The sequence below is a fragment of the Janthinobacterium sp. NKUCC08_JDC genome, assembly GCF_019345575.1.
GTDB classification, from domain to species: Bacteria; Pseudomonadota; Gammaproteobacteria; order Burkholderiales; family Burkholderiaceae_D; genus Janthinobacterium; species Janthinobacterium aestuarii.
Genome location: NZ_JAHKQW010000010.1, coordinates 147,584 through 172,936, shown reverse-complemented (window position 1 = coordinate 172,936; position 25,353 = coordinate 147,584). Strand labels below are relative to the sequence as shown.

27 protein-coding genes are annotated in these 25,353 nt (G+C 62.1%); 14 read left to right on the top strand and 13 right to left on the bottom strand.

Features of this window, described 5'->3' with window-relative positions; all coding sequences use genetic code 11:
- Positions 1–54: 54 nt before the first annotated feature.
- Complete coding sequence (gene ugpQ, locus KO538_RS21125) at positions 55–798, bottom strand: glycerophosphodiester phosphodiesterase (protein ID WP_219329553.1); 744 nt, start codon at positions 796–798, stop codon at positions 55–57.
- Positions 799–995: 197 nt separating this feature from the next.
- Between ugpQ and KO538_RS21120 the strand changes: the two genes are divergently transcribed.
- Positions 996–2,111, top strand: coding sequence for a sensor histidine kinase (locus tag KO538_RS21120; RefSeq protein WP_219329552.1), 1,116 nt, complete (start codon positions 996–998; stop codon positions 2,109–2,111).
- Entirely contained in the window at positions 2,108–3,004 is an 897-nt protein-coding gene (locus tag KO538_RS21115; RefSeq protein WP_219329551.1) for a LytTR family DNA-binding domain-containing protein, read from the top strand. The genes KO538_RS21120 and KO538_RS21115 overlap by 4 nt, the downstream gene beginning before the upstream one ends.
- A 39-nt stretch (positions 3,005–3,043) precedes the next feature.
- Here the strand turns inward: KO538_RS21115 and KO538_RS21110 are convergent, their stop codons facing one another.
- The gene (locus KO538_RS21110; protein WP_034759909.1) at positions 3,044–3,370 is read right to left on the bottom strand and encodes a hypothetical protein; all 327 of its coding nucleotides are present in this window, start codon (positions 3,368–3,370) and stop codon (positions 3,044–3,046) included.
- A gap of 173 nt (positions 3,371–3,543) precedes the next feature.
- On the opposite strand from KO538_RS21110, the gene KO538_RS21105 reads away from it, so the two are divergent.
- Complete coding sequence (locus KO538_RS21105) at positions 3,544–4,182, top strand: hypothetical protein (protein WP_219329550.1); 639 nt, start codon at positions 3,544–3,546, stop codon at positions 4,180–4,182.
- Positions 4,183–4,188: 6 nt separating this feature from the next.
- Here the strand turns inward: KO538_RS21105 and KO538_RS21100 are convergent, their stop codons facing one another.
- Positions 4,189–5,472, bottom strand: a complete 1,284-nt coding sequence (locus KO538_RS21100; protein ID WP_257620481.1) for an MFS transporter — start codon at positions 5,470–5,472, stop codon at positions 4,189–4,191.
- A 107-nt stretch (positions 5,473–5,579) separates the two neighbouring features.
- Between KO538_RS21100 and KO538_RS21095 the strand changes: the two genes are divergently transcribed.
- On the top strand, positions 5,580–6,482 hold the full coding sequence (locus tag KO538_RS21095; RefSeq protein WP_072454357.1) for a LysR substrate-binding domain-containing protein: 903 nt from the start codon (positions 5,580–5,582) through the stop codon (positions 6,480–6,482).
- Positions 6,483–6,611: 129 nt separating this feature from the next.
- Here KO538_RS21095 and KO538_RS21090 read toward each other — a convergent pair whose 3' ends face one another.
- The 4 genes from KO538_RS21090 to KO538_RS21075 all read right to left on the bottom strand — a co-directional run bounded on the left by KO538_RS21090 (position 6,612) and on the right by KO538_RS21075 (position 9,181).
- Entirely contained in the window at positions 6,612–7,484 is an 873-nt protein-coding gene (locus tag KO538_RS21090) for a hypothetical protein (protein WP_034759925.1), read from the bottom strand.
- A 19-nt stretch (positions 7,485–7,503) separates the two neighbouring features.
- The gene (locus KO538_RS21085) at positions 7,504–8,292 is read right to left on the bottom strand and encodes a hypothetical protein (RefSeq protein WP_046685338.1); all 789 of its coding nucleotides are present in this window, start codon (positions 8,290–8,292) and stop codon (positions 7,504–7,506) included.
- Positions 8,282–8,794 (bottom strand): hypothetical protein, encoded by a 513-nt coding sequence (locus KO538_RS21080; protein WP_034759931.1) that lies wholly within the window; start codon positions 8,792–8,794, stop codon positions 8,282–8,284. The genes KO538_RS21085 and KO538_RS21080 overlap by 11 nt, the downstream gene beginning before the upstream one ends.
- A 93-nt stretch (positions 8,795–8,887) precedes the next feature.
- Complete coding sequence (locus KO538_RS21075; protein WP_010395442.1) at positions 8,888–9,181, bottom strand: DnaJ domain-containing protein; 294 nt, start codon at positions 9,179–9,181, stop codon at positions 8,888–8,890.
- Between the two features lie 161 nt (positions 9,182–9,342).
- Here KO538_RS21075 and KO538_RS21070 point away from each other — a divergent pair, with 161 nt between their 5' ends.
- The 3 genes from KO538_RS21070 (at position 9,343) to KO538_RS21060 (ending at position 14,058) form a co-directional block, all read left to right on the top strand.
- Complete coding sequence (locus KO538_RS21070) at positions 9,343–11,109, top strand: glutamine--tRNA ligase/YqeY domain fusion protein (RefSeq protein WP_219329549.1); 1,767 nt, start codon at positions 9,343–9,345, stop codon at positions 11,107–11,109.
- Positions 11,110–11,308: 199 nt separating this feature from the next.
- A complete protein-coding gene (locus KO538_RS21065; protein ID WP_257620480.1) occupies positions 11,309–13,156 on the top strand; it encodes a CHASE domain-containing protein in 1,848 nt (615 codons plus the stop codon).
- Positions 13,157–13,245: 89 nt separating this feature from the next.
- Positions 13,246–14,058: a hypothetical protein gene (locus KO538_RS21060; RefSeq protein ID WP_307788916.1), complete on the top strand. Its 813-nt coding sequence runs from the start codon at positions 13,246–13,248 to the stop codon at positions 14,056–14,058.
- Between the two features lie 87 nt (positions 14,059–14,145).
- Here the strand turns inward: KO538_RS21060 and KO538_RS21055 are convergent, their stop codons facing one another.
- The 4 genes from KO538_RS21055 to KO538_RS21040 all read right to left on the bottom strand — a co-directional run bounded on the left by KO538_RS21055 (position 14,146) and on the right by KO538_RS21040 (position 16,346).
- Positions 14,146–14,385 carry a hypothetical protein gene (locus KO538_RS21055; protein WP_029496207.1) on the bottom strand — a complete coding sequence of 80 codons (240 nt, stop codon included), beginning with the start codon at positions 14,383–14,385 and terminating at the stop codon, positions 14,146–14,148.
- Positions 14,386–14,627: 242 nt separating this feature from the next.
- Positions 14,628–14,897, bottom strand: a complete 270-nt coding sequence (locus KO538_RS21050; RefSeq protein WP_219329581.1) for a hypothetical protein — start codon at positions 14,895–14,897, stop codon at positions 14,628–14,630.
- Positions 14,898–15,084: 187 nt separating this feature from the next.
- Entirely contained in the window at positions 15,085–15,345 is a 261-nt protein-coding gene (locus KO538_RS21045) for a hypothetical protein (protein WP_034759943.1), read from the bottom strand.
- Positions 15,346–15,428: 83 nt separating this feature from the next.
- The gene (locus KO538_RS21040) at positions 15,429–16,346 is read right to left on the bottom strand and encodes an SDR family oxidoreductase (RefSeq protein WP_219329548.1); all 918 of its coding nucleotides are present in this window, start codon (positions 16,344–16,346) and stop codon (positions 15,429–15,431) included.
- 12 nt (positions 16,347–16,358) lie between these two features.
- On the opposite strand from KO538_RS21040, the gene KO538_RS21035 reads away from it, so the two are divergent.
- The 5 genes from KO538_RS21035 to KO538_RS21015 all read left to right on the top strand — a co-directional run bounded on the left by KO538_RS21035 (position 16,359) and on the right by KO538_RS21015 (position 21,214).
- Complete coding sequence (locus tag KO538_RS21035; protein WP_219329547.1) at positions 16,359–17,384, top strand: CDP-6-deoxy-delta-3,4-glucoseen reductase; 1,026 nt, start codon at positions 16,359–16,361, stop codon at positions 17,382–17,384.
- An 83-nt stretch (positions 17,385–17,467) separates the two neighbouring features.
- Positions 17,468–18,718, top strand: a complete 1,251-nt coding sequence (locus KO538_RS21030; protein ID WP_219329546.1) for an MFS transporter — start codon at positions 17,468–17,470, stop codon at positions 18,716–18,718.
- Between the two features lie 40 nt (positions 18,719–18,758).
- A complete protein-coding gene (locus tag KO538_RS21025; RefSeq protein ID WP_219329545.1) occupies positions 18,759–19,424 on the top strand; it encodes a DUF1345 domain-containing protein in 666 nt (221 codons plus the stop codon).
- Positions 19,425–19,609: 185 nt separating this feature from the next.
- Positions 19,610–19,987 carry an HPF/RaiA family ribosome-associated protein gene (locus tag KO538_RS21020; RefSeq protein WP_070221366.1) on the top strand — a complete coding sequence of 126 codons (378 nt, stop codon included), beginning with the start codon at positions 19,610–19,612 and terminating at the stop codon, positions 19,985–19,987.
- Between the two features lie 261 nt (positions 19,988–20,248).
- Complete coding sequence (locus tag KO538_RS21015; RefSeq protein WP_034760367.1) at positions 20,249–21,214, top strand: GGDEF domain-containing protein; 966 nt, start codon at positions 20,249–20,251, stop codon at positions 21,212–21,214.
- A gap of 1 nt (position 21,215) precedes the next feature.
- Here the strand turns inward: KO538_RS21015 and KO538_RS21010 are convergent, their stop codons facing one another.
- The gene (locus KO538_RS21010; RefSeq protein WP_254798468.1) at positions 21,216–21,845 is read right to left on the bottom strand and encodes a DUF5610 domain-containing protein; all 630 of its coding nucleotides are present in this window, start codon (positions 21,843–21,845) and stop codon (positions 21,216–21,218) included.
- Positions 21,846–21,998: 153 nt separating this feature from the next.
- On the opposite strand from KO538_RS21010, the gene sbcB reads away from it, so the two are divergent.
- A complete protein-coding gene (sbcB, locus tag KO538_RS21005) occupies positions 21,999–23,447 on the top strand; it encodes an exodeoxyribonuclease I (protein ID WP_219329544.1) in 1,449 nt (482 codons plus the stop codon).
- Positions 23,448–23,755: 308 nt separating this feature from the next.
- On the opposite strand, the gene pyrF is transcribed toward sbcB, so the two are convergent.
- Positions 23,756–24,580 (bottom strand): orotidine-5'-phosphate decarboxylase, encoded by an 825-nt coding sequence (pyrF, locus tag KO538_RS21000; RefSeq protein ID WP_034759961.1) that lies wholly within the window; start codon positions 24,578–24,580, stop codon positions 23,756–23,758.
- A gap of 157 nt (positions 24,581–24,737) precedes the next feature.
- Here pyrF and KO538_RS20995 point away from each other — a divergent pair, with 157 nt between their 5' ends.
- A complete protein-coding gene (locus KO538_RS20995; protein ID WP_219329543.1) occupies positions 24,738–25,352 on the top strand; it encodes a LemA family protein in 615 nt (204 codons plus the stop codon).
- The last annotated feature ends 1 nt before the right edge of the window (position 25,353 follow it).

Sequence of the window (25,353 nt, the reverse complement as noted above, 5' to 3'; positions counted from 1 at the left end):
CACCAGCGGCGCCAACAATGTTGTCGGATTACGGCGCTGCGCGCCTAATCCGACCTACGCCATGAATGGAATAATATCTATCCTGTCCGTGCAAAACCCATCCACGCCCCAGGCCAGCAATTCGCTGGCCCGCTCGGGTGTGTTGACGGTGTAGCAGAACAGCCAGTACCCCGCCTCCTTGACCTCTCGCGCCAGTTCGCGCGTCAGTTGCTGGTGGTCGCAATGGATCGCCACCACGCCCAGTTCCTTTGCCTTTTTCGCCCAATCAGAAGGTATCTGTTCGACCAGCCAGCCGCGCGCCAGTTGCGGGGCCGCCTGGTGCGCCGCTTCCAGCGCGTCGATGCTGAACGACGACAGCAGCGGCAGCAATTCGCCAGCGGCGATTTCCTCTGCAAAATAGCCACGCGTGGCGCGCGCCACCACCATCCCTGTCTGGACGTCGAAACCGGGCGCCGGCTTGATTTCGATATTCATCCAGATGTGCTGGGCCTTGCAATACGCCACCACGGCCTCGAACGTGGGCACGCCTTCGCCCGCGAATTCGGCGCCAAACCAGGCGCCCGCCTCCATCGTCCCCAGCTGCGCGGCCGTGTAGTCATTGATATGGCCGCTGCCGGCCACGGTACGGCCCAGCTCGGGGTCGTGCACGACGACAGGCACGCCGTCGGACGCCAGCATGACGTCGAATTCCACGGCACGGTAGCCGTAGGCCAGGCCGCAGCGCAGGGCGGCCACGGTGTTTTCAGGCGCCAGGATGCCGCCGCCGCGGTGCGCGAGGGTGCGTGGATAGGGCCACATGGGATTCCTTTAAGCAATTCTATGGAGGCAAGACAGTCTTGCCATACTATCGCGTGCCAATGCTGAAAAGTAAAGCGGCCGCCGTTTGACGGCCCGCCGCAGCGATTGGCGCCCCGCCAGCCCCGTTTCGTCGCAGCCCGGTTGCGCGCTGGCCTGCGCTGGCACACAATGCCCCATCGCTACCAGCAGACACTTCCATGAAATCCGACGTCCCTTTCGCCGAAGCCCCCGCCAGGCGCCGCTTCCCCTACTACCGCATGCTGCTCGACGCGCGCTACGCGGTGGTGCTGAACGTGATCTGCGCGCTGGTCATTACGTTCATGCTCAATCCAGGCAGCCATTTTGGACAAAACCTGGTCGCCTCGATGTGCATCGGCACGATCGCCTTCCTGCTGATCGACGGCATGCGCCTGACGTTATGGGGTGCAGGCCAGCGGCCCAGATTCCTGCCCTTCATGCTCATCATCCTGCTGTCCGTGCCCGTGGCACAAATGCTGGGTTTGCTTCTGTTCGGCTGGCTGACGGGCGTGGACGTGGGCGGCTTCGAAAACCTGCTGCCCACGCAAATGATGGGCACACTCGTATTCACCCTGCTGGCCACGGGCGGCGCCGTGCTGTTTTTCTCCAGCCGAGAAAAGATTGCCCGCCTGCGAATGGCGGCTGCCGAGGAAAAAGCCCGCGCCGAATCCGTGGCGCGCCAGGCCATGCAGGCGCAACTGCAATTGCTGCAGGCGCAGATCGAACCGCACATGCTGTTCAACACCTTGGCCAACCTGCAGGGCCTGATCAGCTTTGACCCCGACCGCGCCCAGTTGCTGCTCGACCAGCTGATCCAGTACTTGCGCGCCACCCTCTCTTCCTCGCGCGCCGAGTCCACCACCCTGGAGCAGGAGTTTTCCCTGATGCAAGCCTACCTGGGCCTGATGTCGATACGCATGGGCGCGCGCCTGCGCTTTACGCTGGACTTGCCCGACGCCTTGCGCCAAATCAAGGTGCCGCCCATGCTGTTGCAGCCGCTGGTGGAAAACGCCATCCAGCATGGCCTGGAACCAAAGATCGAAGGCGGCCACATTCACGTGCAGGCGTCCACGGATGGCGGCGTGCTGCTGCTCACCGTCAGCGACGATGGCCTGGGCCTCGACCATCCGGGCCAGACCAAAGGCACGCAGCTGGGCGTGGCGAATATCCGCGAACGCCTGCGCGGCATGCATGGCGATACCGCCAGCCTGTCACTGGACGCCGACACGCCGGCAGGCGTCATCGCCCGCCTTCAATTACCGATTCACTCCACCACCGCGAGCCCCACGCCATGACCAGCCCCACCCCGCGCGCCCTGATCGCCGAAGACGAACCCATACTCGCCGCCGCCCTCACGCACGCCTTGCAGCGGCTGTGGCCGGAACTCGACATCGTTGCCACCTGCCCCAACGGCGTGGAAGCCTTGCGGCAAGGCCTGGCGCTGCAGCCCGACATTCTGTTTCTCGACATCAAAATGCCAGGCAAGACGGGCCTGGAAGCGGCCGAGGAGCTGGCGGAACAGTGGCCGGACGGCGTCCCGTTTCCCCACATCGTGTTTGTGACAGCCTACGACGAATACGCGCTGGCCGCCTTCGAGCATGCGGCCGCCGACTACGTCTTGAAACCCGTCAACGATGCGCGCCTGGGCAAGACGGTGGAACGTTTGCAGCAGCGCTTGCGCGACAGCGGCGTTGGCAAAGGTGTTGGCAACGGCAGCGGCAACGCTGCAGTAACAGCAACAGCAACAGCAGCAGCCTCAGCGCCAGCGACGACCGCCACGGCAGCGCTGGCAGCCGGAACCGCCAGCGACGACAACATGGCCCGCCTGCTAAACCAGCTGCAAGCCATGCTGCCACCCGCGCCGCGCCTGCAGATGATACGGGCGGCCGTGGGCAACAGCGTGCGCATGATCGCCTTGGCCGACATCGTCTATTTTGAAGCGCTGGACAAATACATCAATGTCGTGTGCCAGGACAGCGAAGCGCTGATACGCACGAGCCTGAAGGAGCTGCTGCCCCAGCTGGACCCGCAACAATTCTGGCAAATCCACCGGGGCACCATCGTCAACGCCAGCGCCATCGCCACGGCCGTGCGTGACGAAGCCGGCAAGCTGTCGCTGACCCTGCGCCAGCACCCCGCGCAACTGCGCGTCAGCCCTTTATATGCGCATCTGTTCCGCCAGATGTAAGACAAGACAAGACAAGACAAGACGCGCAAGAGCCAATGCCTAGTGCATCTGGTGCTTCAAGTCAGACAACTCATCGTGCACCTTGAGCACGGCGCTCTTCATTTCCGGCGTCACGCTGGTCGCCGTGCCGCACGCCCGCTTGGCGCGGTCGCCCAGCGATTCCATCTGGTCGACGGCTTGCCGGATGCGCGCATCGTCTTGCGTGTCGATGGCTTGCCGCACGGCGCTCTTTTGCTGGTCCAGCTGGTTGATACAATCCTTCAAGTCCATCGGCATGCCCTGCTGCTGGCCGCACAGCTGGGCCGCCTGGCCGATCGCGTGTTCGATGGCGCCAAAGCGCCGTGCCACTTCCTTTACCTGCATCATGATGTGTCCTCCCACAGTGTAGGGAGTTGGATCGTCAAGCCGGCACAGGGTTCCCCGCTGGCCGCGACAAGGTCGAAATTTCCATGCGGCACTTTTTTGTAAGCGCTTGTGACATTTTAGATAATTATCAAATCCTTCAGATACATTGGCGTACCTGAACCATCACGCCACCCATGACCTCGTTGCCGTCCCTTCCCCGCCGCGCTCCAGGCCTGCTGCTGATCGTCCTGCTGCACCTGGGCTTCGTGTATATCGTCTTGCAGTCGCGGCCCCGCGCCGTCACGGACGATAAGCTGCCGCAGGGCCCGGCCATCACCTGGCTGCGCTACAGTGCGCCTGCGCCGTCCAAGCCCGTACCCCTAGCGTTACCCAGCACCAAACCAGCCACCGCAAGAGTGCCGCGCCTGCCGGCACCCATCAGCCGTCCCCTGCCGCCAGCAGCCGCCGAGCCGGCGCCAGCGCCAGCAACGCTGGAAGCGATCATGCTCGTCCCGCCACCGAGCGCGGCCGATATCCTGGCGCAAGCCAAGCGCGACGTGGGCAAGATCGACAAGGATTTACGCAAAGAATTCCCGCAACGGGGTGGGGAGAAATTCGACGACACGGGCTACAAGCGCATGCAGCAGGGCTTTGCCGAAGCCTACGCGGCCGTGCCGCCGAAATGGTACGAGGCGTCAAAGATCGAGGAAATCGGTGCCAATGAGGCCAGGGGCAGCCGCACGTATAAAATCACCAGCGCGCTGGGCAGCTTGTGCGTGACCACGCGCGCGGGCAAGCAGGGGGAAACGATGATCGGCATGTGCCCCAAATAGCCGGACTCAGCCCACCGCTTCGCGCGCGCCCAGCGGCTGCAGATGGCGCAGACGCAAGGCGATCAGCACGCCGCCACCGAGGCACAGGCCCAGCATGATGACCACGCCCGTCCAGCCGTCGAAGCCCCACATCATGCCCGAGGCGGAACCGATCAGGCTCGATCCCAGGTAATAGAACAGCAGGTAGAAGGCCGAGGCCAGCGCCTGTGGCGCGCGGGCGCGGCGGCTGACCCAGCTGCTGGCGATCGAGTGCGAGGCAAAGAAGCCGAAGGTGGCCAGCGCCATGCCGATGACGATCAGCGGCAGCGAATCGAACAGGGTCAATAAAATGCCGGACAACATCACCGACAGCATGATCCACAGCACGCCACGGCGCCCCAGGCGGTCCACCAGGCGCCCCGCCCAGACGGAGCTGAAGATGCCGATCAGGTACAAAAAGGCCAGCAAGCCGACCGTGCTCTGGCGCAAGCCGAATGGCGCGGCCAGCAGGCGGTAGCCGATGTAGTTATACAGGCTGACGAAACAGCCCATCAGCACGAAGGCGAGGCAAAACAGCCACGGCAAGCCCCGGTCGGAAAAATGCTGGCGGATGGCGTGCGGCAAGGCGTTCCAGCCGCGGGTCGTGGGCACGAAATTCTTCGACGCGGGCAGGCTGCGCCAGAATTCCGCCGCCGCCAGCACACCGGCCACGCCCAGCACGCCCAAGGCCCAGCGCCACGACAGGAAATCGCTGAGCATGGATGCGACCAGCCGTCCCGACATGCCGCCAAACGCGCTGCCGGCAATATACAGCCCCATCGACAGGCCCAGGGACGGGCCCTCGATTTCCTCGCCCAGGTAAGCCATGGCCACGGCCGGCATGCCGCCCAGGGCAATGCCGAGCGCCGCGCGAATCGCCAGCAACTGCGCATAATCTTGGGCGAACGCGGACAATATGGTCAGTATCGCGGCGGAAAACATCGACGCCACCATCAAGGGCTTGCGGCCGACACGGTCCGAGACGGCGCTCAGCAGCACCAGCGAGATGGCCAGCAAGCCGCTAGACACGGAGAGCGACCAGCTGCTTTGCGCGGGCGTCAGATGGAACTGGTGCGACAGCAGCGGAAACAGTGGCTGGATACAGTACAGCAAGCTGAAGGTGGAAAAGCCGCCAAAGAACAGGGCGCGGTTGCTGCGCTTGAATTCCGCCGTACCTTTGGCGATGGCCGTGCGGGGCGCGGGAGCGGCGGGGGCAACAGGAGACAGGGCCGGGGTGGCGGCAGAGGCGTAAGCAAGCGATGAATCAGACATGGCCATGTTTCAAAGAGGAGCGAGTCTTCATCTTAGGATTGCCAACTCATATCGTCCAATATATATTCAAGGCCCAACTCATACTTTAAAACGATTACTGGACAAATATGGAACTGCGCCACCTCCGTTACTTTGTCGCCGTCGCCGAGGAGCTGCACTTTACGCGCGCGGCCGAGCGCCTGCACATCGGCCAGCCGCCGCTGAGCCAACAAATCCAGGCGCTGGAAGCGGAATTGGGCGCGCAGTTGTTCGAGCGCAACAAGCGCTCCGTGCGGCTGACGGAAGCAGGCCGCCTCTTTCTCGACGATGCGCGGCGCATCCTGGCCCTGTCGGAACAAGCGGCTGTCACGGCGCGCCGGGCCCAGCGGGGCGAAGCGGGCGAATTGCGCATCGGCTTTACCTTTTCCACGCCGTTTACGCCCTACTTCGCCACCGTCATCAACCGCTACCGCCAGCAATTCCCGCACGTCACCTTGACCCTGCACGAAATGGCGACCTTGCATCAACTGGAAGCGATCTCGGGCAGGACGATGGATCTGGGCTTCGTGCGTCCGCCGGAAACGACGTACCCATCCGATATCAAGCTGACGCAACTGCGCCAGGATCCGCTGTTCCTCGTCTTGCCCGTCGACCACGCGCTGGCAGCCAAGGACGCGATCGCCATTGCCGATATGGCGGGCGAAGGCTTTGTCATGTACCCGAAAGATGCGGGCACGGGGATTTATCCGCAGATCTTCCGCCTGTGCAAGGCGGCCGGCTTCGTGCCCCAGGTGGCGCAGGAAGCGGGCGAAGCGTCGACCATCATCGGCCTGGTGGCCGCCGGCTGCGGCATTTCCGTGCTGCCCGCCTCATTCGACCGCATCCGCATGGATGGCGTGTGCTACCGCCCGATCGCCGACCCGCAGGCGACGACCAGTTTATTGCTTGCACAACGGGAAGAAGAGACGTCGCCGCTGGTCGCGGCGTTTGTGAAACTGGCCGAGGAAGCGGCCATGGAAGAGAAAGAATAGGCCGATGAGGCCGGCGTAGGCCAGCGTAGGTCGGCGTAGGTCGGATTAGGCCGCAGGCCGTAATCCGACAATCGCATGCGTCAAGTCGCAGGTCGGATTAGCCCGTAGGGCGTAATCCGACACCAGCGGTCACGAATAATCCGCGTCCAGCTCCGAACCCGCATAATTTTCCAGGTCCTCGAACAGGCTCTTCATGCTGGCCCGCGTGAGGATTTTATGCACGACGGTGCAGCTGCGGCGGTACGACTCTATACGGTCGAGCAGCACGGGGTGGTGCTGGACGGGAACCTTGGCCACCAGGGCGGCCCAGCCCTCCTCGAAATCGGGCTTGTTCTTGCGCACGGAACGCACGAAGCGCTCGAATTCCTTCTGCCCCGTGCGCGCGATGATGCGCCCGCCGCCTTCGATGGCGAAGATAATGGCCAGGGCGATGACGCCCTCGGCATTCAAGTCGCTGTCGCTGACGGGACCGTTGTCATGGTGGCGGCGCAGCCAGCTTGCCAGGCGCACGACGGCTTGCACTTCCTTGCGCTGTTGCAATTGAACCGCATACTTTTCATAGCCGGCCCAGTTCTGGTTCGGGTCGGCCTGGCAAATATCGATAAACAGTTCGCGCAGGCGCCGCTGCAGATAGACGGGGTCCTGGTCGTATTCGCCGACGAGGGCGTCTTCGGGCAGTTGCGACAATTCCTTGATCAGGCGAAAGCCCACCTGGAACGCGTGCTCGGCGCCGTGCTCGACGAGGAAGTCGAGCGCGGCCTGGTCGCCTTCATGCGTGACGGCCTGCTCCAGGCCCAGGGACACGCCGCCCACCGTCAGATACAGCGCTTTCTGGATGCCGTCGGCCGTGCGTTCATTCGTGAACTTCTCGGCCACCATGGCCGTGATGCCCGTCAATTCGTCGGCCAGGTTCAGGGCCGCGTCCTCGCGCGGGTCGCCCGGCAACAGTTTGATGGCGCGCACGAGGCGCGGAAGATTCTCTACAACAATTGCTGGCAGCATTAGACGTTCCCTGCTTTCATTACGAGAAAATGCCCGTGCCCAGGCTGCGGCGCGTGCTGGAGCGCGGCGCGCTGCGCGTGCTCGGCACTTGCTTGCGCAAGCGGTACAGCAATTCCTTGGTGCTCCGCTGCAACATGGTCGGTTCTTCGTCCGGGTCGTCCGAGTATTCCGCGTCGGCCAGGTCGGCGCTGTGGCGGAAGTCGGGGAACAGTTCGAACAGCGAGCGGTCCCAGCCGTCTTCATTCGCTTGCGCCAGTTCGATGGCCAGCGGCACGACGTCGTTGTCGGACGAGGTCACGCCCGTCACGTACGGTCCCTTGATGACGATCTCGCCCGCCACTTCGAGGATTTCCTTCGGTGCCATCGAGAACAGAATGGCGAACGCCGTGGCGCCCCAGTCGGTGGCGGACGCTTCGAGCAGCAGCTCGCGGCGGCGCTCGGCGTCGTCGGTGGAAAACACCACGCCGTGGATGTGCGCGAACAGGGCTTCGGCGATGCGTTCCGGATCGTCCTCGATCTGGTCGTCGCTCCAGGTGGCGGCGATGAAGGCCAGGCTGTCGGCCCACGCCTTCGGCGGCACCAGCAAGGTTGCCAGCGACATCTTGCCGCCGTCAAAGCCGGCCAGGTGCAGGGCCGTTACCTGCGGCGGGATCGCGCTCAGCACTTCCACCACGGCCAGGTCGCCATACTGGTCGGCCGCGTCGGCAAACGCCTGCTCGGCGTGGCCCAGCGAACCGGACAGCACCAATTCCGTGACCTGTTTCGTCAGCGCGGGAAGATTGCTCTTTTGTTCCGTGTTATCGGCCATGGTCATCTCCATCCTGGTCAAACATCTGGGCGAAATCGTCGGTGGCTTCGTCTTCGTCGTGATCGTCGTCGCCGTCGTCATTGGCAGCCAGTTGGTCGAGCGACTGGTCGTCGTCGTCCCACAGGCGCGGATTCTTGTGCAGGAAAGCCGTGATGATGGCCTGGCGCGCCAGGTCGGGGAAGCTCTCTTCGATGGCGGCGTACATCTTCGCCGCTTCCGGCGCGGCGCAGGCGGCCATGGAAAACACGCGGGCCGGGTCGCCGAACTCGTAGTCTTCGCTTTCGGCCAGCAAGCCTTTCGGGTCGCTGAAGGTGATGTGGTCGACCAGCGCGAAGGCCAGCATGTTCACGTCTTCGATGCCGCCGCCGCTCGCGTATTCGCCGACCAATGCATCGACCATGCTCTTGTAGTTCTTGCGGTTCGGCGGGTCGCCGAGGATGCCTTCGATCTGGCCTTCCAGCTCGCGCGACTGGTACGCGAATTCAGGGTGTACTCTTCTCATGCTGTGCTTTCCAATGTAATGCGCGGCGCTGATAAAAGCGCCGTTGTTGTAGTTTTCAAGTAATTCGGGCCGGCTGAAGCGGGCCGCAGCGGCTTAGTCGGCAGGTAATACTGTGCCATGTAAACGAAACACGCCGCACCACAGGGCATACGCTTCCGCTTCCGGGTCGATGATGATACGGTGGTTCACGCTCTGGTCGTATTCGGCACGCTTGGCCGGGTCGGCCAGGATTTCATAGGCCTTGGTGACGCTCTTGAAGCGCGCCTCGGCGCCGGGGGCCTGGTTGCGGTCGGGGTGGAAGCGCATGGCCAGCGAACGGTAAACCTTCTTGATTTCATCGTCGCTGGCATTGGGCGCGACACCGAGGACGTTATATAAATTTTCCATAAAAGGCTCCGGGGTCACGTTTTTCTACTAATTAAAGGCGAATTATCCTATAGAACGGCGTCGGCGTCGCTTGCATGCTCGGATATGGGGCCAAATACGTGCTTATAAAGCGCTTGCGGTACGGTAAAATGCTCTTTACTGTCACTCTTCCGCATTGATCAATGAGCAACGATAAACCGAATACCGCCGCGCCAGCGCTGGCGCCCAATTTCTTGCGTAACATCATCGAAGCCGACCTGGCTGCCGGCGCCCACGTGCGTCCCGGCCTGCCCCAGGTGATCACGCGTTTCCCGCCGGAGCCGAACGGCTACCTGCACGTGGGCCACGCCAAGTCGATCTGCGTCAATTTCGGCCTGGCGCGCGATTACGCCGGCCAGTGCAACCTGCGCTTCGACGACACCAATCCGGCCAAGGAAGAGCAGGAATACGTCGACACCATCATGGACAGCGTGAAATGGCTGGGCTTTGACTGGGAGCCGAAGCAGGCCGATGGCCAGAGCCACCTGCACTACGCGAGCGACTATTTCGACCAGCTGTACGCGATGGCCGAGTACCTGATCACGGCCGGCTTTGCCTACGTCGACAGCCAGAGCGCCGAAGACATGGCCGCCAACCGCGGCAATTTCGGCCAGGCCGGCAAGAATTCGCCGTTCCGCGACCGTCCGCGCGACGAATCGCTGGCCCTGTTCCGCGCCATGAAGGCGGGCGAATTCAAGGATGGCGAGCACATCCTGCGCGCGAAGATGAGCGAAGATGCCATGAGTTCGCCGAACATGAACTTGCGCGACCCGGCCATCTACCGCATCCGCCATGCGCACCACCACCGCACGGGCGACGCCTGGTGCATCTATCCGATGTACGACTACACGCACCCGATCTCGGACGCGCTGGAAAACATCACGCATTCGATCTGCACCCTGGAATTCCAGGATCACCGCCCGTTCTACGACTGGCTGCTGGAAACCCTGTCGGCCGGCGGCTTCTTCGCCAAGCCCGTGCCGCACCAGTACGAATTCTCGCGCCTGAACCTGACGTACATCGTCACCAGCAAGCGCAAGCTGCGCCAGCTGGTGGAAGAAAACATCGTCGACGGCTGGGACGACCCGCGCATGCCGACCCTGGTGGGCATGCGCCGCCGCGGCTACACGCCGGAAGCGATCCAGCTGATGTGCGAACGCACGGGCGTGACGAAATCGGACGGCTGGATCGACTACAGCGTGCTCGAAGGCTGTTTGCGCGAAGACCTGGACCCGAAAGCGCCGCGCTCGGTAGCCGTGCTGCGTCCTTTGAAACTGATCATCGACAATTTCCCCGAAGGCGAAAGCGTGGAATGCACGGCGCCCGTGCACCCGCACTTCCCCGAGCGCGGCTTGCGCACCTTCCCCATCTCGCGCGAGCTGTGGATCGAGGAAGACGACTTCATGGAAGTGCCGAACAAGGGCTATTTCCGTCTGTATCCGCCGATCGACGACAAGCCGGGCAGCCGCGTGCGCCTGCGCTACGGCTACGTGATCGAGTGCACGGGCTACGACAAGGATGACAACGGCAAAGTCATCGCCGTGCATTGCACCTACTTCCCGGACAGCAAGTCGGGCACGGAAGGCAGCTCCAACTACAAGGTCAAGGGCAATATGCACTGGGTCAGTGCGCCGACGGCCATTGCCGCCGAAGTACGCCTGTACGACCGCCTGTTTACGGACCCGCAGCCCGATGCGGGCGGCAAGGACTTCAAGCTGGCCCTGAATCCGCTGGCCAAGGAAGTGGTGCAAGCGTGGCTGGAACCGGGCGCTGAACTGGCCCAGCCGGAAGAGCGCTTCCAGTTCGAGCGCCACGGTTATTTTGCGGCCGACCGCGTCGACAGCCAGCCTGGCAAGCCCGTCTTCAATCGCATCGTCACCCTGAAAGACAGCTGGCAACCCGCCAAATAAAGGCTGATGGCACACGAAAAAAACCGCTGCGGCGGTTTTTTTCGTTTCAGCGAGAAATATTGCCTGTTGACTATAATAACGATAATTTTGTATATTAGGCAGCTATTGAGCAATTTGCAATTTTAATAGCGCTTACACAACGCAGCCTAGCCTCCGCCGCCCAGGCGGCACCCGATTCCTCTTCCTGATGCGGATGGCGATGTCTTCTACTGCCGGCGAACACCCCTTATCTGCTGAAAAAAGACCACTGTGGCTGCTCGGCTTCGTGATGTCGACGATGGTGGGCCTGCTGTTCTATATGGCCGCCTCGCTGTCGATCGAAAACGATGCCAGCGAGCTATTCAACAATCTGGCCCGCAATACCCAGAAAAACATCGAATCGCGCGTCAAGTCGTATGCCAACCTGCTGCGCGGCACGGCCAGCCTGTTCCACGCCAACGAACACGTGAGCCGTGAGCAATTTCATCGCTACGTGGCGAACATCGCCCTGCAACAGAACTACCCGGGGGTGATGAACCTCAATTACAGCCAGGAACTGGACGAGACGCAGCGCGCCGCCGTCGAAGCGGCCATGCAGCGCGACTATCCGCCCGGGCGCGACGGCTATCCGGCATTTGCCATCCATCCGCCCGCCCCGCGCGCGCACTATTCCGTGCTGGTGTATATCGAACCGATTGCCAGCGCCCCTGAAAAATATGGCTATGACATCGCCTCGCGCCCCCTGATCGCCGAAATGCTGGCGCAGTCGCGCGATTCTGGCAACATCAGCAATTCCGGCGTGCCCGTGCCGATGCAAGGCCGTCCCCAATTGACGGGCATGGCCATGCGCCTGCCCGTGTACCGTTTTGGCATGCCGGTCGATACGGTGGAGCAGCGGCGCGCGGCGTACCAGGGTTCCGTCGGCATCGGCTACGACCTGGTGACGATGATGCGCAGCGCGCTGGCGGACATGCCGGTACGCAACGTCCGCCTGACCCTGTTCGATATCGGCCCGCAGGCGCGCGCACCGCTAGACTTACCGCACGACATGCGCCCCATCTTCGACAGCACGACGGCGGGCATGCATGCGCCATGGTGGCTGCCCGGCAATTCCGGCCGCTACCTGAGCAGCACGATGCTGATCGAGCACAATAGCCGCGTGTGGCAAGCACTGTTCAGCGTGCGCAAGAGCGACCTGTATACGCGCTTCGACGTCTTTTTGCCCTGGCTGGCCCTGCTGATCGGTTTTGCCAGCACCATGCTGCTGTACATGCTGTTCCACACTCTGGCATCGTCGCGCCGGCGCGCCATCCAGATGGCGAACGGCATGACGGAGGAATTGCGCGCCAGCCAGATCCGTCTGCAGCTGTCGCACCAGAAACTGCGCCGCTTGGCGGCCCATGCCGACCAGATCAAGGAAGAAGAGCGCAAGCGCATCGCGCGCGAAATCCATGACGACCTGGGACAGAACCTGCTGGTGCTGCGCATCGACGCCGACATGCTGGCCTCGCGCACGCATCGCCGCCACCCGCGCCTGAATGCCCGCGCCCGCTCGACCCTGGAACAGATCGACGCCACCATCAAGAGCGTGCGGCAGATCATCAACGACTTGCGCCCTACCGTACTGGACCTGGGCGTGAATGCGGCCGTCGAATGGCAGGTGGCGCAATTTCGCCAGCGCACGGGCATCGCCTGCGAAGTGAGCGAAAGCCATGACGACATTTGCCTCAGCGACCAGTGCGCGACGGCCCTGTTCCGCATCCTGCAAGAGTCGCTCAGCAACATTTCCCAGCATGCCCATGCCAGCCGCGTGCAAGTCAAGCTGGAAAAGTGCCGCGATACGGTATCGATGAGCATCAGCGACAACGGCGTGGGCGCGGCCATCGACGGGCGCAACAAGCTGGGCTCGTTTGGCCTGGTGGGCATCGAGGAGCGCATTAAGTTGCTAGGCGGCACTTTTTACATCGAAAGCAGTCCCGGCGCCGGCATGAGCGTGCACGTCAGCGTACCACTGGGCGCGGACGCCACCGCATTTCCCTACCAGGAAGAAAGCCGGGTCAGCAACTGACCGGCGTGCGCCCGCATGGAGCAAGCTCAGCTTGCATATTTTGTAATTAGATGCAATATTGATGTGGAACAACTCAGCGCCCGCCCGCCATGGGCCAGGCATTCCTCGACTATTTGCCAGGAGTACGCACCCGCCGCTTTCCCTTGTTTCACCGTATTTCCCACAACGCTCTTTACAAAAGGACATTCATGGATACGAACGACAGTTTCAAGGCAATTGCCGATTTGAATTTGGACGCGATCAAGGTCAAGCTGATGCACCGCGAGTCAGGCGAAGGATGGAGCCTGGAAAAAGCGAATGCGGTGGAATTCGAATACCGCCGCTTCCTGATCCTGATGAAACAGTTTCCGGAAGAAGAAACGGCGCCACTGATGGACGTCGATACCTTCTGGCACTACCACATTCTCGACACCCTGAAATATGCGGCCGACTGCGAACAGGTATTCGGTTACTTCCTCCACCACTTCCCCTACATCGGCTTGCGCGGCGAAGACGACGAAGCGGCGCACCATCGCGTGGGCGAGCGCATGAAGCAGCTATATGAGCAAACGTTCGGGGAAGACTATATCCGCGCGGAGACGGCGTATTCGGGGCGCGCCGTACAGGCGGCATATTCGGGACGGGCGGTGCAGGCTGCGTATTCGGGACGGGCTGTCCAAACAGCATTTTCCAGTGCGGCGGTACAGGCAACGGCCTACTCGGGCCGGGCTGTGCAAACGGCGTTTTCCAGTGCGGCGGTGCAGGCGACGGCGTATTCGGGCCGCGCGACCGGGGCTGCCAGCACCGCATTTTCCAGCGCGCCTGCCTCACTTACCGCAGCGGTGGTCAAATCGTCTTCGACTGGCCTGGAAATGGGGCGCTTCTATGTCGATCGTCCGGTATTGAACCGCGATCCGCAATAGAAAAGCGGAAAACAGATGTGGCTGCCGCACGCGGCAAGCCTGACTTACCCAGACGGCACCTCTCAGTTTGCCGTCTGTCAGGCGCTCTTAGGCAGCCATCAACTCGCGCAGTTCACGAATGCTGAAATCGCTGATTTCATGCATGCGGATGAGGATCGTGGCGCCGATCGGCAAGGTGTTGTGACGAATCTTGCTGATAACAGGTGGCGCCACTTCCAGAGCTCGCGACAAGGCGGCATCGTTTTTCAGTTGCAGCTTGTCGATGATCGCATCGAGGACGCGATTCGGGTTGTAGGTAGGCAAAGAGGTAATTTGTTTGAGAGACATGATCAAAAATCCGTACTTGTTGTATTAGGGCAATAAAAGACAGAATGTCCCTTCTGCACTAATTCAGGGTAAACACACTAAAAAGCGCCATCACTTATGCGGCTTTTACGCCACAAACAATATAATACACGCTATTGTTGATTTTTGCGTAACTTAGAGCAAAATTGTGATAATTGAAGAGAATTGACGCACTTGGAATGTGCTAGAGGATAACTCAAATCGGAAAAATTTGCTGCACGTCATCAATTTTTACGATGAGCAACACCGCTATGCATGAGCCAGGCTATGGCCATGAGGGTGCCCAGGCGGGCCATTTCCGTAGATAAATGCCAGCCTTGCGCGGCCACGCCGGCCGGGGTGGCAAGTGGGCAAATGCATGGGGAATCGTCCGCGCGGCACCAGGCCAGTTGCCGGCGAATTTCATCGGGCGGTGGTGGTGGCTGCAGCGCATGTTCGCGCCGCCGCATATAGGCGCGCACTTGCTCCTTGCTGGGGTGACTCGTTGCTCGCATGACTCGCTCCTGCTGACGGAAAACAACGTCACGCTGGTTGTAGATGCAGAGCCCGTCACAAGAGCCCAGACGCGTGACGACATTGCTCACCATATCGCCAGCGCGCCATGACGCGTTTGCGGTGCATCAAATGGCACGGCCCCGGTGTTGCGCCGGAACCCGTACTGCCCCACGGCCTGCTTCCGTCTTATTTCTTTTGCTGGCGCACGCGCTGTTGCTGTTTTTCCTGCGTTTGCTGGCGGTTCTGCTTGCGCTCGAACAGGGTGACCGCATCTTTCTTGGCTTGCTCGACGGTACGCATTTCTTCATGCGCATCGTGCGGGACGAAAAATTCGGCGTCCTGCGCCGCCACGACCAGCTTGATGGCGGCTTCGTCGTCGAGGTCGTACAGTTCCGTCAGGACGGTTGTGACCTCGTCCAGGTATTCTTCGTAAGTGAGGGTGCTCATGCTGTATTCCTTAAGTGAGTGGCGCAGCGCGGGAACGGCGCGCTGCGCGCCGGCCCAGCAAAGTGCGCAGATAACCGGCCATTTTACCCGATGCCGGCGCCATCGGCGGACAGCGCCCGCAAGGCATCGGCCACGCGCGCGTAGCGCAGGCGCACGCCCAGCTCGCGCTTGATGCGCGTATTGTGCAGGCGGCGCGACTCGGACATGAACGACAACAGCATCGGCGTGACCACTTGCCGCAGCTCGGCACGGGGCAGGCGCGGCGGGCGCGGCAGGCCGAACGTGTCGGCCACGGCATCGAAATACTCGGCCATTTTGAGTTCGCTGTCATCGCTGGCGTGATACACGCGTCCCGGCTTGCCGCGCCACAAGGCCCGTTCGATGATGCGCGCCAGGTCGTCGGCATGGATATGGTTGGTGTACACATCGTCATCCGCGGCCAGCGCTGGCGTGCCTTCGCGCAAGCGCTTCAAGGGCAAGCGGTCGTCCGCATAGATGCCGGGCACGCGCAGGATGGCCACCTTGGCGCCGCGTCGCGCGCCCCAGCCGCGCAAGACCTGTTCGGCGTCCACGCGCCGCTTCGCGCGCGCATTCGCCGGCGCCGTCGGCCGCGTTTCATCGACCCAGGCGCCAGCGCAATCGCCATACACGCCGCTGGTGCTCACATACACCATGCGTGCATGCTCGGGTAAAATGGCGGCCAGATTGCGCGTGCGCCGGTCCAGCAAGCCCGACGATAGGGGCGGCGCCAGGTGCACGATCATCGTCGCCAGTCCCGCCAGCCGTTTCAGGCTGGCGCGGTCGTCGAGGTTGGCCACGATGGGCACGGCGCCGGCTTCCCGCAACTGCGCGCAGCGCGCCGGCTGGCTGGTGACGGCAAAGACGCGAAAGCGCGCGCGCAGCAGGGGCAGCAAGCGCATGCCGACGTCGCCGCAGCCCAGGATCAGCAGGCGCGGCAAGCCTGACGGCTTGCGCAAAGAGTGCATTAACATATTTTTCATCTCAAGGATTGTATGACTTTTCAAATTACTGTTCAGCCCAGCGGCCACCAATTCAGCTGTGAAGCGGACGAAACCGTCCTGTCGGCGGCGATACGCGCCGGCGTCGGCCTGCCATACAGCTGCAAGAGTGGCGCCTGCAGCTCCTGCAAGGGCAAGATCGTGTCCGGCAATGTACAGCATAAGCCATATCAGCCCCGCTCCCTGACGGAAGATGAAGCGGCAGCCGGCTACTCGCTGCTGTGCTGCGCCGTGCCCCAGGGCGACCTCGTGGTGCAGGCGCGCGAAGTGGCGGGCAGCAGCGATTACCCGATCAAGAAAATGCCGTCGCGCGTGACCACCATCGAAAAAGTCGCGCCCGACGTCGTCGTGCTGACCCTGCAGTTGCCAGCCAGCGAGCGCCTCAACTACCGCGCCGGACAGTATATCGAAATCATGTTGCGCGACAACAAGCGCCGCAGCTACAGCATGGCCAGCGCGCCCGTCGAAGGCGGTCCCGTGAGCCTGCACATCCGCCACATGCCGGGCGGCCTGTTCACGGACCAGGTATTTGGCACCATGAAGGAGCGCGATATCCTGCGCTTCGAAGGCCCGATGGGCACCTTCTTCCTGCGCGAAGATTCCGACAAGCCCGTCGTGCTGCTGGCCTCGGGCACGGGCTTTGCCCCGCTGAAAGCCATCGTCGAGCACATGATCAACGAGCAATCCCCGCGTCCGATCACCCTGTACTGGGGCGGGCGCCGTCCGCACGACCTGTACATGGACGCGCTGTGCCGCCAGTGGGCCGCCGACTTGCCGCAGTTCACCTATGTGCCCGTCGTGTCGGACGCCCTGCCGGAAGACGCGTGGAGCGGCCGCACGGGCTTCGTGCACCAGGCCGTTATCGCCGATTTGCCCGACATGTCCGCGTATCAAGTGTATGCCTGCGGCGCGCCGATCGTCGTCGATTCGGCCAACCGCGACTTCGTGCAGCTGTGCCAGTTGCCAGAAGACGAGTTCTACGCCGACGCTTTCACCACGGAAGCCGACCTGGCCAAGTAAGCGTCACCGTCCAGACAGCGGGGCGCGGCTGGTGCGGCGCCCGCTGCCACCACCGCTCTACCCCGCTGCTCCCTGGAAATCTCATGTCTTTCGCCATCCTGCGTCACCGCAACTTCGCCTTTTATCTTTCCGCCCGCGTGCTGGGCACGGTGGCCGTGCAGATGCAAAGCGTGGCCATCGGCTGGCAGGTGTACCAGATCACGGGCAGCCTGTTCGACCTGGGCTTGATCGGCCTGGCGCAATTCGCCCCCTTCCTCGTATTGATTTTGCCGGCAGGCCATGTGGCCGACCGCTATAACCGCCGCAACATCATCGCCTGGTGCCTGGCGGCGCAGCTCGCTTGCGCGCTGGCCCTGCTGGCGTTCACCCTGAGCGGACTTTCCATCGTGTGGCCCGTGTTTGCCGTGCTGGTGCTGTTCGGCAGCGCGCGCGCCTTCATGATGCCGGCCACGCAAGCCGTGCTGGTGAACATGGTGCCCACGCAACACTTCAGCCGCGCCGTCGCGCTCAGCTCGTCGAGCTCGCACGTGGCCATCATCCTTGGGCCTACCCTGGGCGGCTTGCTGTATTACTTCGGCCCCAAGGTCGTGTATTTGATCTCGTCCGCGCTGCTGGTCGTGTCCGTCCTGCTGATGCGCGCCACCACGCCGGCGCCGCAGGTGGTCAAGCGCGAACCCGTCAGCTGGCATACCCTGCTCGAAGGCTTGCGCTTCGTCTGGTCGAAACCCATCGTGCTAGGCGCCATTTCACTCGACCTGTTCGCCGTGCTGTTCGGCGGTGCCACGGCCCTGCTGCCGGCGCTCGCGCACGACGTGCTGCATATCGGCCCCAGCGGACTGGGCCTGCTGCGCACGGCGCCCGGCGCCGGCGCGGCCCTGTGCTCGATCGCGCTGGCCATCTTCCCCATCACGCGCAGGGTGGGCCCATGGATGTTCGGCGGCGTGGCCGTCTTCGGCCTGGGCACGCTGGTGCTGGGCAGCACCAGCTATTTCCCGCTGGCGCTGGCGGCGCTGTTCCTGATGGGCGCCGGCGACATGGTCAGCGTCTACATCCGGCATCTGCTGGTGCAATTCGAGACGCCCGACGAAATCCGCGGCCGGGTCAGCGCCGTGAACGCCGTCTTCATCGGCGCCTCGAACGAGCTGGGCGAATTCGAGTCGGGCCTCACGGCCGGCTGGTTCGGCCTCGTGCGCGCCGTGCTCTTCGGCGGTGCCGCCACCCTGGCCGTGACGGGCATCTGGGCCGTGCTGTTCCCCGTGCTGTCGCGCATGGACCGCTTCCCCCACCACGAGAAGGAAGCGGCCGCCAGGACGGCCACCACGGCGGCAACTTAAGCGCTAAGATGCGCTATCCCAACAGATGCATCCTGGCACCATGAAAATCACGCTTCCGTTCCGCAGCTTCATCCGCAGCCGCCCCCACCTGAGCCTGGCCACGGCCATCGGCGTGGCGGCCGGCCTGCTGCTGCCCGCATCGTGGCAACAGATGACGCGGTTGCTGACGGCGTGGAACGTGGCCGTCTGGTTCTACCTGGCGACGATGGCCTGGATGATGATGCGCGCCAACCACCACCGTGTGAAAATGATGGCGGCGCGCCAGGACGAGCGGGCGGCAACAGTCTTGTCGGCCCTGTCCGTCGCATCCGTGATGAGCCTGGTGGCCATCGTCTCGCAGCTGTCTTCGATGAAAGACCTGGCACCGGACGAGCGCGCGCTGCACTACGGCTTGACGATCCTCACCCTGGTCGGCTCCTGGTTCCTCGTCGGCACCCTGTTCTGCTTCCACTACGCCCACCTGTATTACCAGGCTGATCCCGCACTGCGCCCCCTGAAGTTTCCCGACGGCGAGCAAAACCCCGATTACTGGGATTTTCTGTATTTCGCCTTCACCATCGCCGTGGCCGTGCAGACGTCGGACGTTTCCGTGCAGACGCGCATGATGCGGCAAATCGTGCTGGGGCAGTCCGTGCTGAGCTTTTTCTTTAACCTGGTCGTGCTGGGACTGTCGATCAATATCGCCGCCGGTCTGATCAATGGTTGAAATAATTTCGTGGTGGAAACTTGACCTGGCTGAAGGGTTAAGCTCATCTTAATCGTGCGCACCCTCTTGAAATACTGGAAAGAGGAGTAAGATAAGTTCCATGCACAGAGGTCATGTGCATGGGGCAGCAACCAGGCCGCAGCACGCCTGAGATGGGTTTTTTTTGAATTGACAGGAGTAAGCATATGCAAATCAATATTCATACCGACAGCACCATCGCCAACACCGCTGGACTGAACGAACATGTGCAATCCGTACTTGAAAGCGCACTGAGCCGCTTCCGCGACAACCTGACCCGCATCGAAGTCCACATCAGCGATACGAATGGCCCGAAAGGCGGCGCCGACGATATTCGCTGCGTCATGGAAGCACGCGTTGCTGGCTACCAACCGATCGCCGTGACCGAACAGAACGCAACCGTGCATCAATCCGTTGCCGGCGCCACCGACAAACTGAAACGCGCCATCGATAGCGCCCTGGGCCGCTTGCAAGACAGCAAGCGCCACGCCACCGGCAAGAATGCCGTGATCGATACGGCCGAAGCGGAAGAAACCGCCGAGTAATTCCCCACCTGCAGGATTTCCAGAGACTGAGGCAGCCGTTCAAGGCTGCCTTTGCACATCTGGACCCGCCTTCCTGCGCGACTATATCCATAGCAGAACAGCAAGCATTCCGGCGTATTAACACCGCAATGAAATAATTGTCGTATTTCTCACAGTAAGTGACATCAAGCAAGCCTTTGTCGTTACAGCCAAGGCCGCTTTACGCTATCATGAAGCTACCGGCCCTCTGCTCGCGCGCGCCGGCTTTTTGAAAGTGTGATTGTGGAACAGATCGGCAACTTCGGCGCTTCAGGCTGCAACATCGGCGATTTACAGCTATTTCGCGATGGGGCGGATAGCCAGACGGCCGCCATGCTGGCGCCCTGCCCCGTCATGCGCCTCGAAGCGGGCGAAGCCATTGCCGACACACAGGGTACTTGCCTATACATCGTCCTGCGCGGTTCGCTGGCCGTGGCCGCCGACATCCATACGGGCATGGATGACGGCACCGTCAGCAAGGTCTTGCCCGGCGAAAGCGTGGGCGAACAATCGGTGCTCGATGAAGCGAGCAACCTGGCCGCCATTTCCGCCCTGGAAGAAACCGACTTGCTGGTGATCGACGCGGCCGTCGTCTGGGAATTGATCGAGCAATCGAACGGCCTGGCGCGCAACCTGCTGCGCCTGCTGTCCTTCCGCATCCGCGCCGCCAACGCCTTGCTGCGCCGCCGACAGAAACTGGGCGAGTTTTACCGCCAGCTGTCGATGGTCGACAGCCTGACGGGCCTGTACAACCGCGCCTGGCTGACAGATTTACTGCCGAACATGATCGTCACGGCCCACGCCAGCGGCTCGCCGCTGTCGCTGGTGATGATAGACCTCGACCATTTCAAGCGCTTCAACGACACGCACGGCCACCAGGCGGGCGACCAGGCGCTGCGCATCGCCGCGCAAGTGCTGGGCGCGGCCCTGCGGCCCACGGATTTTGCCGTGCGCTACGGTGGCGAGGAGATGATGGTGATTTTGCCCGATACCAATGAACACGTGGCCCTGCGGGTCGCCGAACGCTTGTGCGAACGCATGCAGCAAGCCGTCATCTTCGCCGACATGCGCAGCGCGCTGCCGCACATCACGGGCTCGTTCGGCGTGTCCAGCCTGGCGGCCGAACAGGATGACCATGCGCTGATCGCGACGGCCGACGCGGCGCTCTACCGCGCGAAGGCAGGCGGACGCAACCGGGTCATGCTATAGATCAGGCGGCCTTGCTGTCGGCCGGCTTGGTCGCATCCGGCTTGGCAGCGTCATCCTTCTTGCTGCTGTGCGCGGCGATGAAATCCGCATAGCCCTTCTGCACCAATTCATACGTCTTGTCGATATTGCCGGCGATATCACCACCCAGCACTTTCAAGCCTTCCAGGATATCGCGCGCTTCCTTGAAGCCTTTTTCCATGCCGCCGCTGATGGTATCCATGAACTTGGTCAAGGCCGCATCGTCATCCAGGTCGGGATTCTGTTTCTTGAAGGCGTCAAAAAACCCGGTCGACAGCGATACAATGCGGCTCGCCGTCGCTTCGGCGCTATTATCCTGCGACGCCGCGTTCTGGATCGCATCGTCGCCGTACTGGCCCTTCAGCGCTTCATTGATGTTGGTGATGGCCGTCTTGTACAGCAGCGCCAGCGGCTCGTTCTCGGAACCGATCGACACGTTCAGCGACGCCTGCATGATGGAGGCGTTCAATTGCAGCTTCGTGCGGTCGTTGACGCTCATTTCAGCGTTGATGCCGTCCTTTTGCTGGACTTTATCGTCCTTGCCGGCAACACCCGTACTGACGGATGTCACGGAAGGGTTGGAATTGCCGCCTGCGGCGATGGGAATTGACACGATAGACCTCCTTGAACGGGCAATGTATGCCACCATGCGGGAAACGCGATGATGACCATCCTCTCGTGTAGTATCGGCAGGTTTTCAGAAAACTGTAGCAACGGCGCGTTTACGGCCCGGATAACCAATCAAGTAACCAAGTAATGACCATCAATGACTAACCAGACCTTTCTTTGGCACGACTACGAAACCTTTGGCGCCCAGCCGCGCCGCGACCGCCCGGCCCAGTTCGCCGCCATCCGCACGGATGCCGAACTCAACGAGATCGGCGAGCCGATCATGCTGTATTGTCAGCCTGCCAATGATTTCCTGCCCGATCCGCAATCGTGCCTGATCACGGGCATCACGCCGCAGCAGTGTCTGCAGCTGGGCGTGCCCGAACACCAGTTCGCCGCCACCATCGAAGCGGCCTTTTCGGAGCCGGGCACCATCGGCGTGGGCTACAACACCATCCGTTTCGACGATGAAGTCACGCGTTTCCTGTTCTGGCGCAACCTGATCGACCCGTACGCGCGCGAATGGAAGAACCATTGCGGCCGCTGGGATATCCTCGACGTGGTGCGCATGACGCACGCGCTGCGCCCGGAAGGCATTCAATGGCCAAAGCGCGACGATGGCCAGACCAGTTTTAAATTGGAACACTTGAGCAAGGCCAACGGCCTGGCCCACGAAGCGGCGCACGATGCGTTGTCGGACGTGCGCGCCACCATTGCCCTGGCGCGCCTGATCAAGCAGAAACAGCCGAAACTGTTCGAATTCTGCCTCGCCCTGCACAAGAAGGACCGGGTCGCCAGCGAAATGGGCATGCACCTGGCCGCCGGCGAGCGCCAGCCTTTCCTGCACGTGTCGGGCATGTTCCCCGCCGAACGGGGCTGCGTGGGCGTCGTCTGGCCGCTGGCCACGCACCCGAGCAACAAGAACGAGATCCTCGTCTGGGATTGCGCCTACGACCCGCGTGAACTGTTCGAACTGGACGCCGACACCATCCGCACGCGGCTGTTCACGCGCAAGGAAGCCATGCCCGAAGGCATGACGCGCCTGCCAGTGAAAAGCGTGCATCTGAACAAGTCGCCCATGCTGGTCGGCAACCTGAAAACCTTGTCGCCGGCCATGGCCGCGCAATGGGGCATCGACGTGGACGCGGCGAAGGTCAACGCGCAATTCGCCGCCACGGCGCCGAACATGGATGCCATCTGGGCCGAAGTGTTCCAGCGCCCTGGCGCGAATGTGGCGCTGGACGTGGATGAGGATCTGTATAACGGTTTCGTCAGCAACGACGACCGCCGCCTGCTCGAATCCTTGCGCCGCGAAACGCCGGCCAAGCTGGCCACGGCCCGCCCCTCGTTTGCCGACGAACGCCTGCAGGAATTGCTGTTCCGCTACCGCGCCCGCAATTTCCCGCAAACGCTGAGCGAAGCGGAAAGCCTGCGCTGGGAACAGCACCGCGCCGCCCGCCTGTTCGACGGCGACGGCGGCGCCCGCACCATCGAAATGCTGTTTACGGAAATCGACGTGCTGTCGGAATCGGTGGATGAGCGGGGCGAGGAAATTCTGGGAGAACTCTACGATTACGCGGAGATGGTGGCGCCCATGCGCGATTAGTCGCACCTAACTAAACCTACTGCGCATCGGTATAGGTGGCCTGCGATGCTCACCGTACTAGAGTACGGTTGCGCTTCTCGACCACCTCTCCCTTCCGCTCGCTACGGTTTTGTTAGGCGCTGTGAGACCTGCTGAATGTAATTTTTCAGCCCGCGCGGCGCTTTGATCGCATCTCGCGCTCAATTTTCAGCCGTAGGTCGGATTAGCGGGCCGAAGGCCCGCGTAATCCGACAACATTGTTGACGTTACCGGTGTTGTCGGGTTACGGCCGCTGGCCTAACCCGACCTACATTTTTGATGGATGGTGCTTAAACCGAACGATGTTGATTGATCGCATCGCGCGTTTCAATGGCCACGCGACGCGCCGCGTCGGCAAAATCTTCGCCAGCCTGCGGCGTGGCGTAGATGATGGCGCGCGACGAGCTGATCATCATGCCCATGCCGTTCGCCGTCTGGCCTGCGCCGACGGTAGCGGCGATGTCGCCGCCCTGGGCGCCGATGCCGGGCACCAGCAGCGGCATGTCGCCGACGATGGCGCGCACCTGCGCCAGTTCTTCAGGGAAGGTGGCGCCGACGACGAGCGCGCACTGGCCGTTCTTGTTCCATTTGTCGGCCACCAGGCGCGCCACGCGCTGGTACAGCGGTTCGCCGTCCGTATTCAGAAATTGCAGGTCCGAGCCGCCCGGGTTCGAAGTGCGGCACAGGATGATCACGCCGCGGTCTTTCCACGCCAGGTAGGGGTCTAGCGAATCTTCGCCCATGTAGGGATTCACGGTGACGGCGTCGGCGCCGTAGCGCTCGAACGCTTCGCGCGCGTATTGCGTGGCCGTCGCGCCGATGTCGCCCCGTTTCGCGTCGAGGATCAGCGGGATGTGCGGGTAGTTCTCGCGCACGTAGCGGCAGATGTCTTCCAGCTGCTTTTCCGCGCCCAGCGCGGCAAAATACGCGATCTGCGGCTTGAAGGCGCAGGCCAGGTCGGCCGTGGCGTCGATGATGCGCGTGCAAAAGGTGGTGATTCCATCAGGCAAGTCGCGCAGTTCGGCCGGCAGTTTCGCCAGGTCCGGGTCCAGGCCTACGCACAGCAGGGAATTATTGGCCGTCCACGCGGCGGATAATTTATTGATGAAATTCACGGCACACCTTCTCTATATTCAGTTGCAAACCCCGTATTGTAACGCGGCATGGACGTGGGAAGGCAGCCAGGGGCCGCAGCCGGCGCTTATTAAACCGACATTGCGGGCCGTTTCAGGTATATTTGCCTCACCTCCTTTACTCTGCACGGAACCCATCATGCAAATCACCAATCAATTCACCAAATGGCTGCGCCTGGCCCTGAGCGTCACCGTCCTGGCCGGCATCCTGACGGGCTGCGGCTACAACGAATTCCAGAGCAAGGACGAAGCCACCAAGGCCGCCTGGGGCGAAGTGGTCAACCAGTACCAGCGGCGCGCCGACCTGATTCCCAACTTGGTCAACACCGTCAAGGGCTATGCCACGCACGAACGCGAAACCCTGGAAGCGGTGACCAAGGCGCGCGCCGCCGCCACCAGTTTCCAGATCACGCCCGAAGTGCTGAACGATCCGGCCGCGTTCGAGAAATTCCAGCAAGTACAAGGCCAGCTGTCGTCGGCCCTGTCGCGCCTGATGGTGGTGTCCGAGAAATACCCTGACCTGAAGGCCGACACCAGCTTCCGCGACTTGCAGTCGCAGCTCGAAGGCACGGAAAACCGCATCACCGTGGCGCGCCAGCGTTACATCACCGCCGTGCAGGATTACAACGTGCATGCGCGCAGCTTCCCGAACAACCTGACGGCCATGGTCTTCGGCTACAAGGTCAAGCCATCGTTCACGGTGGAAAACGAAAAAGCCATCTCGACCGCGCCGACCGTCAACTTTGGCAAATAAG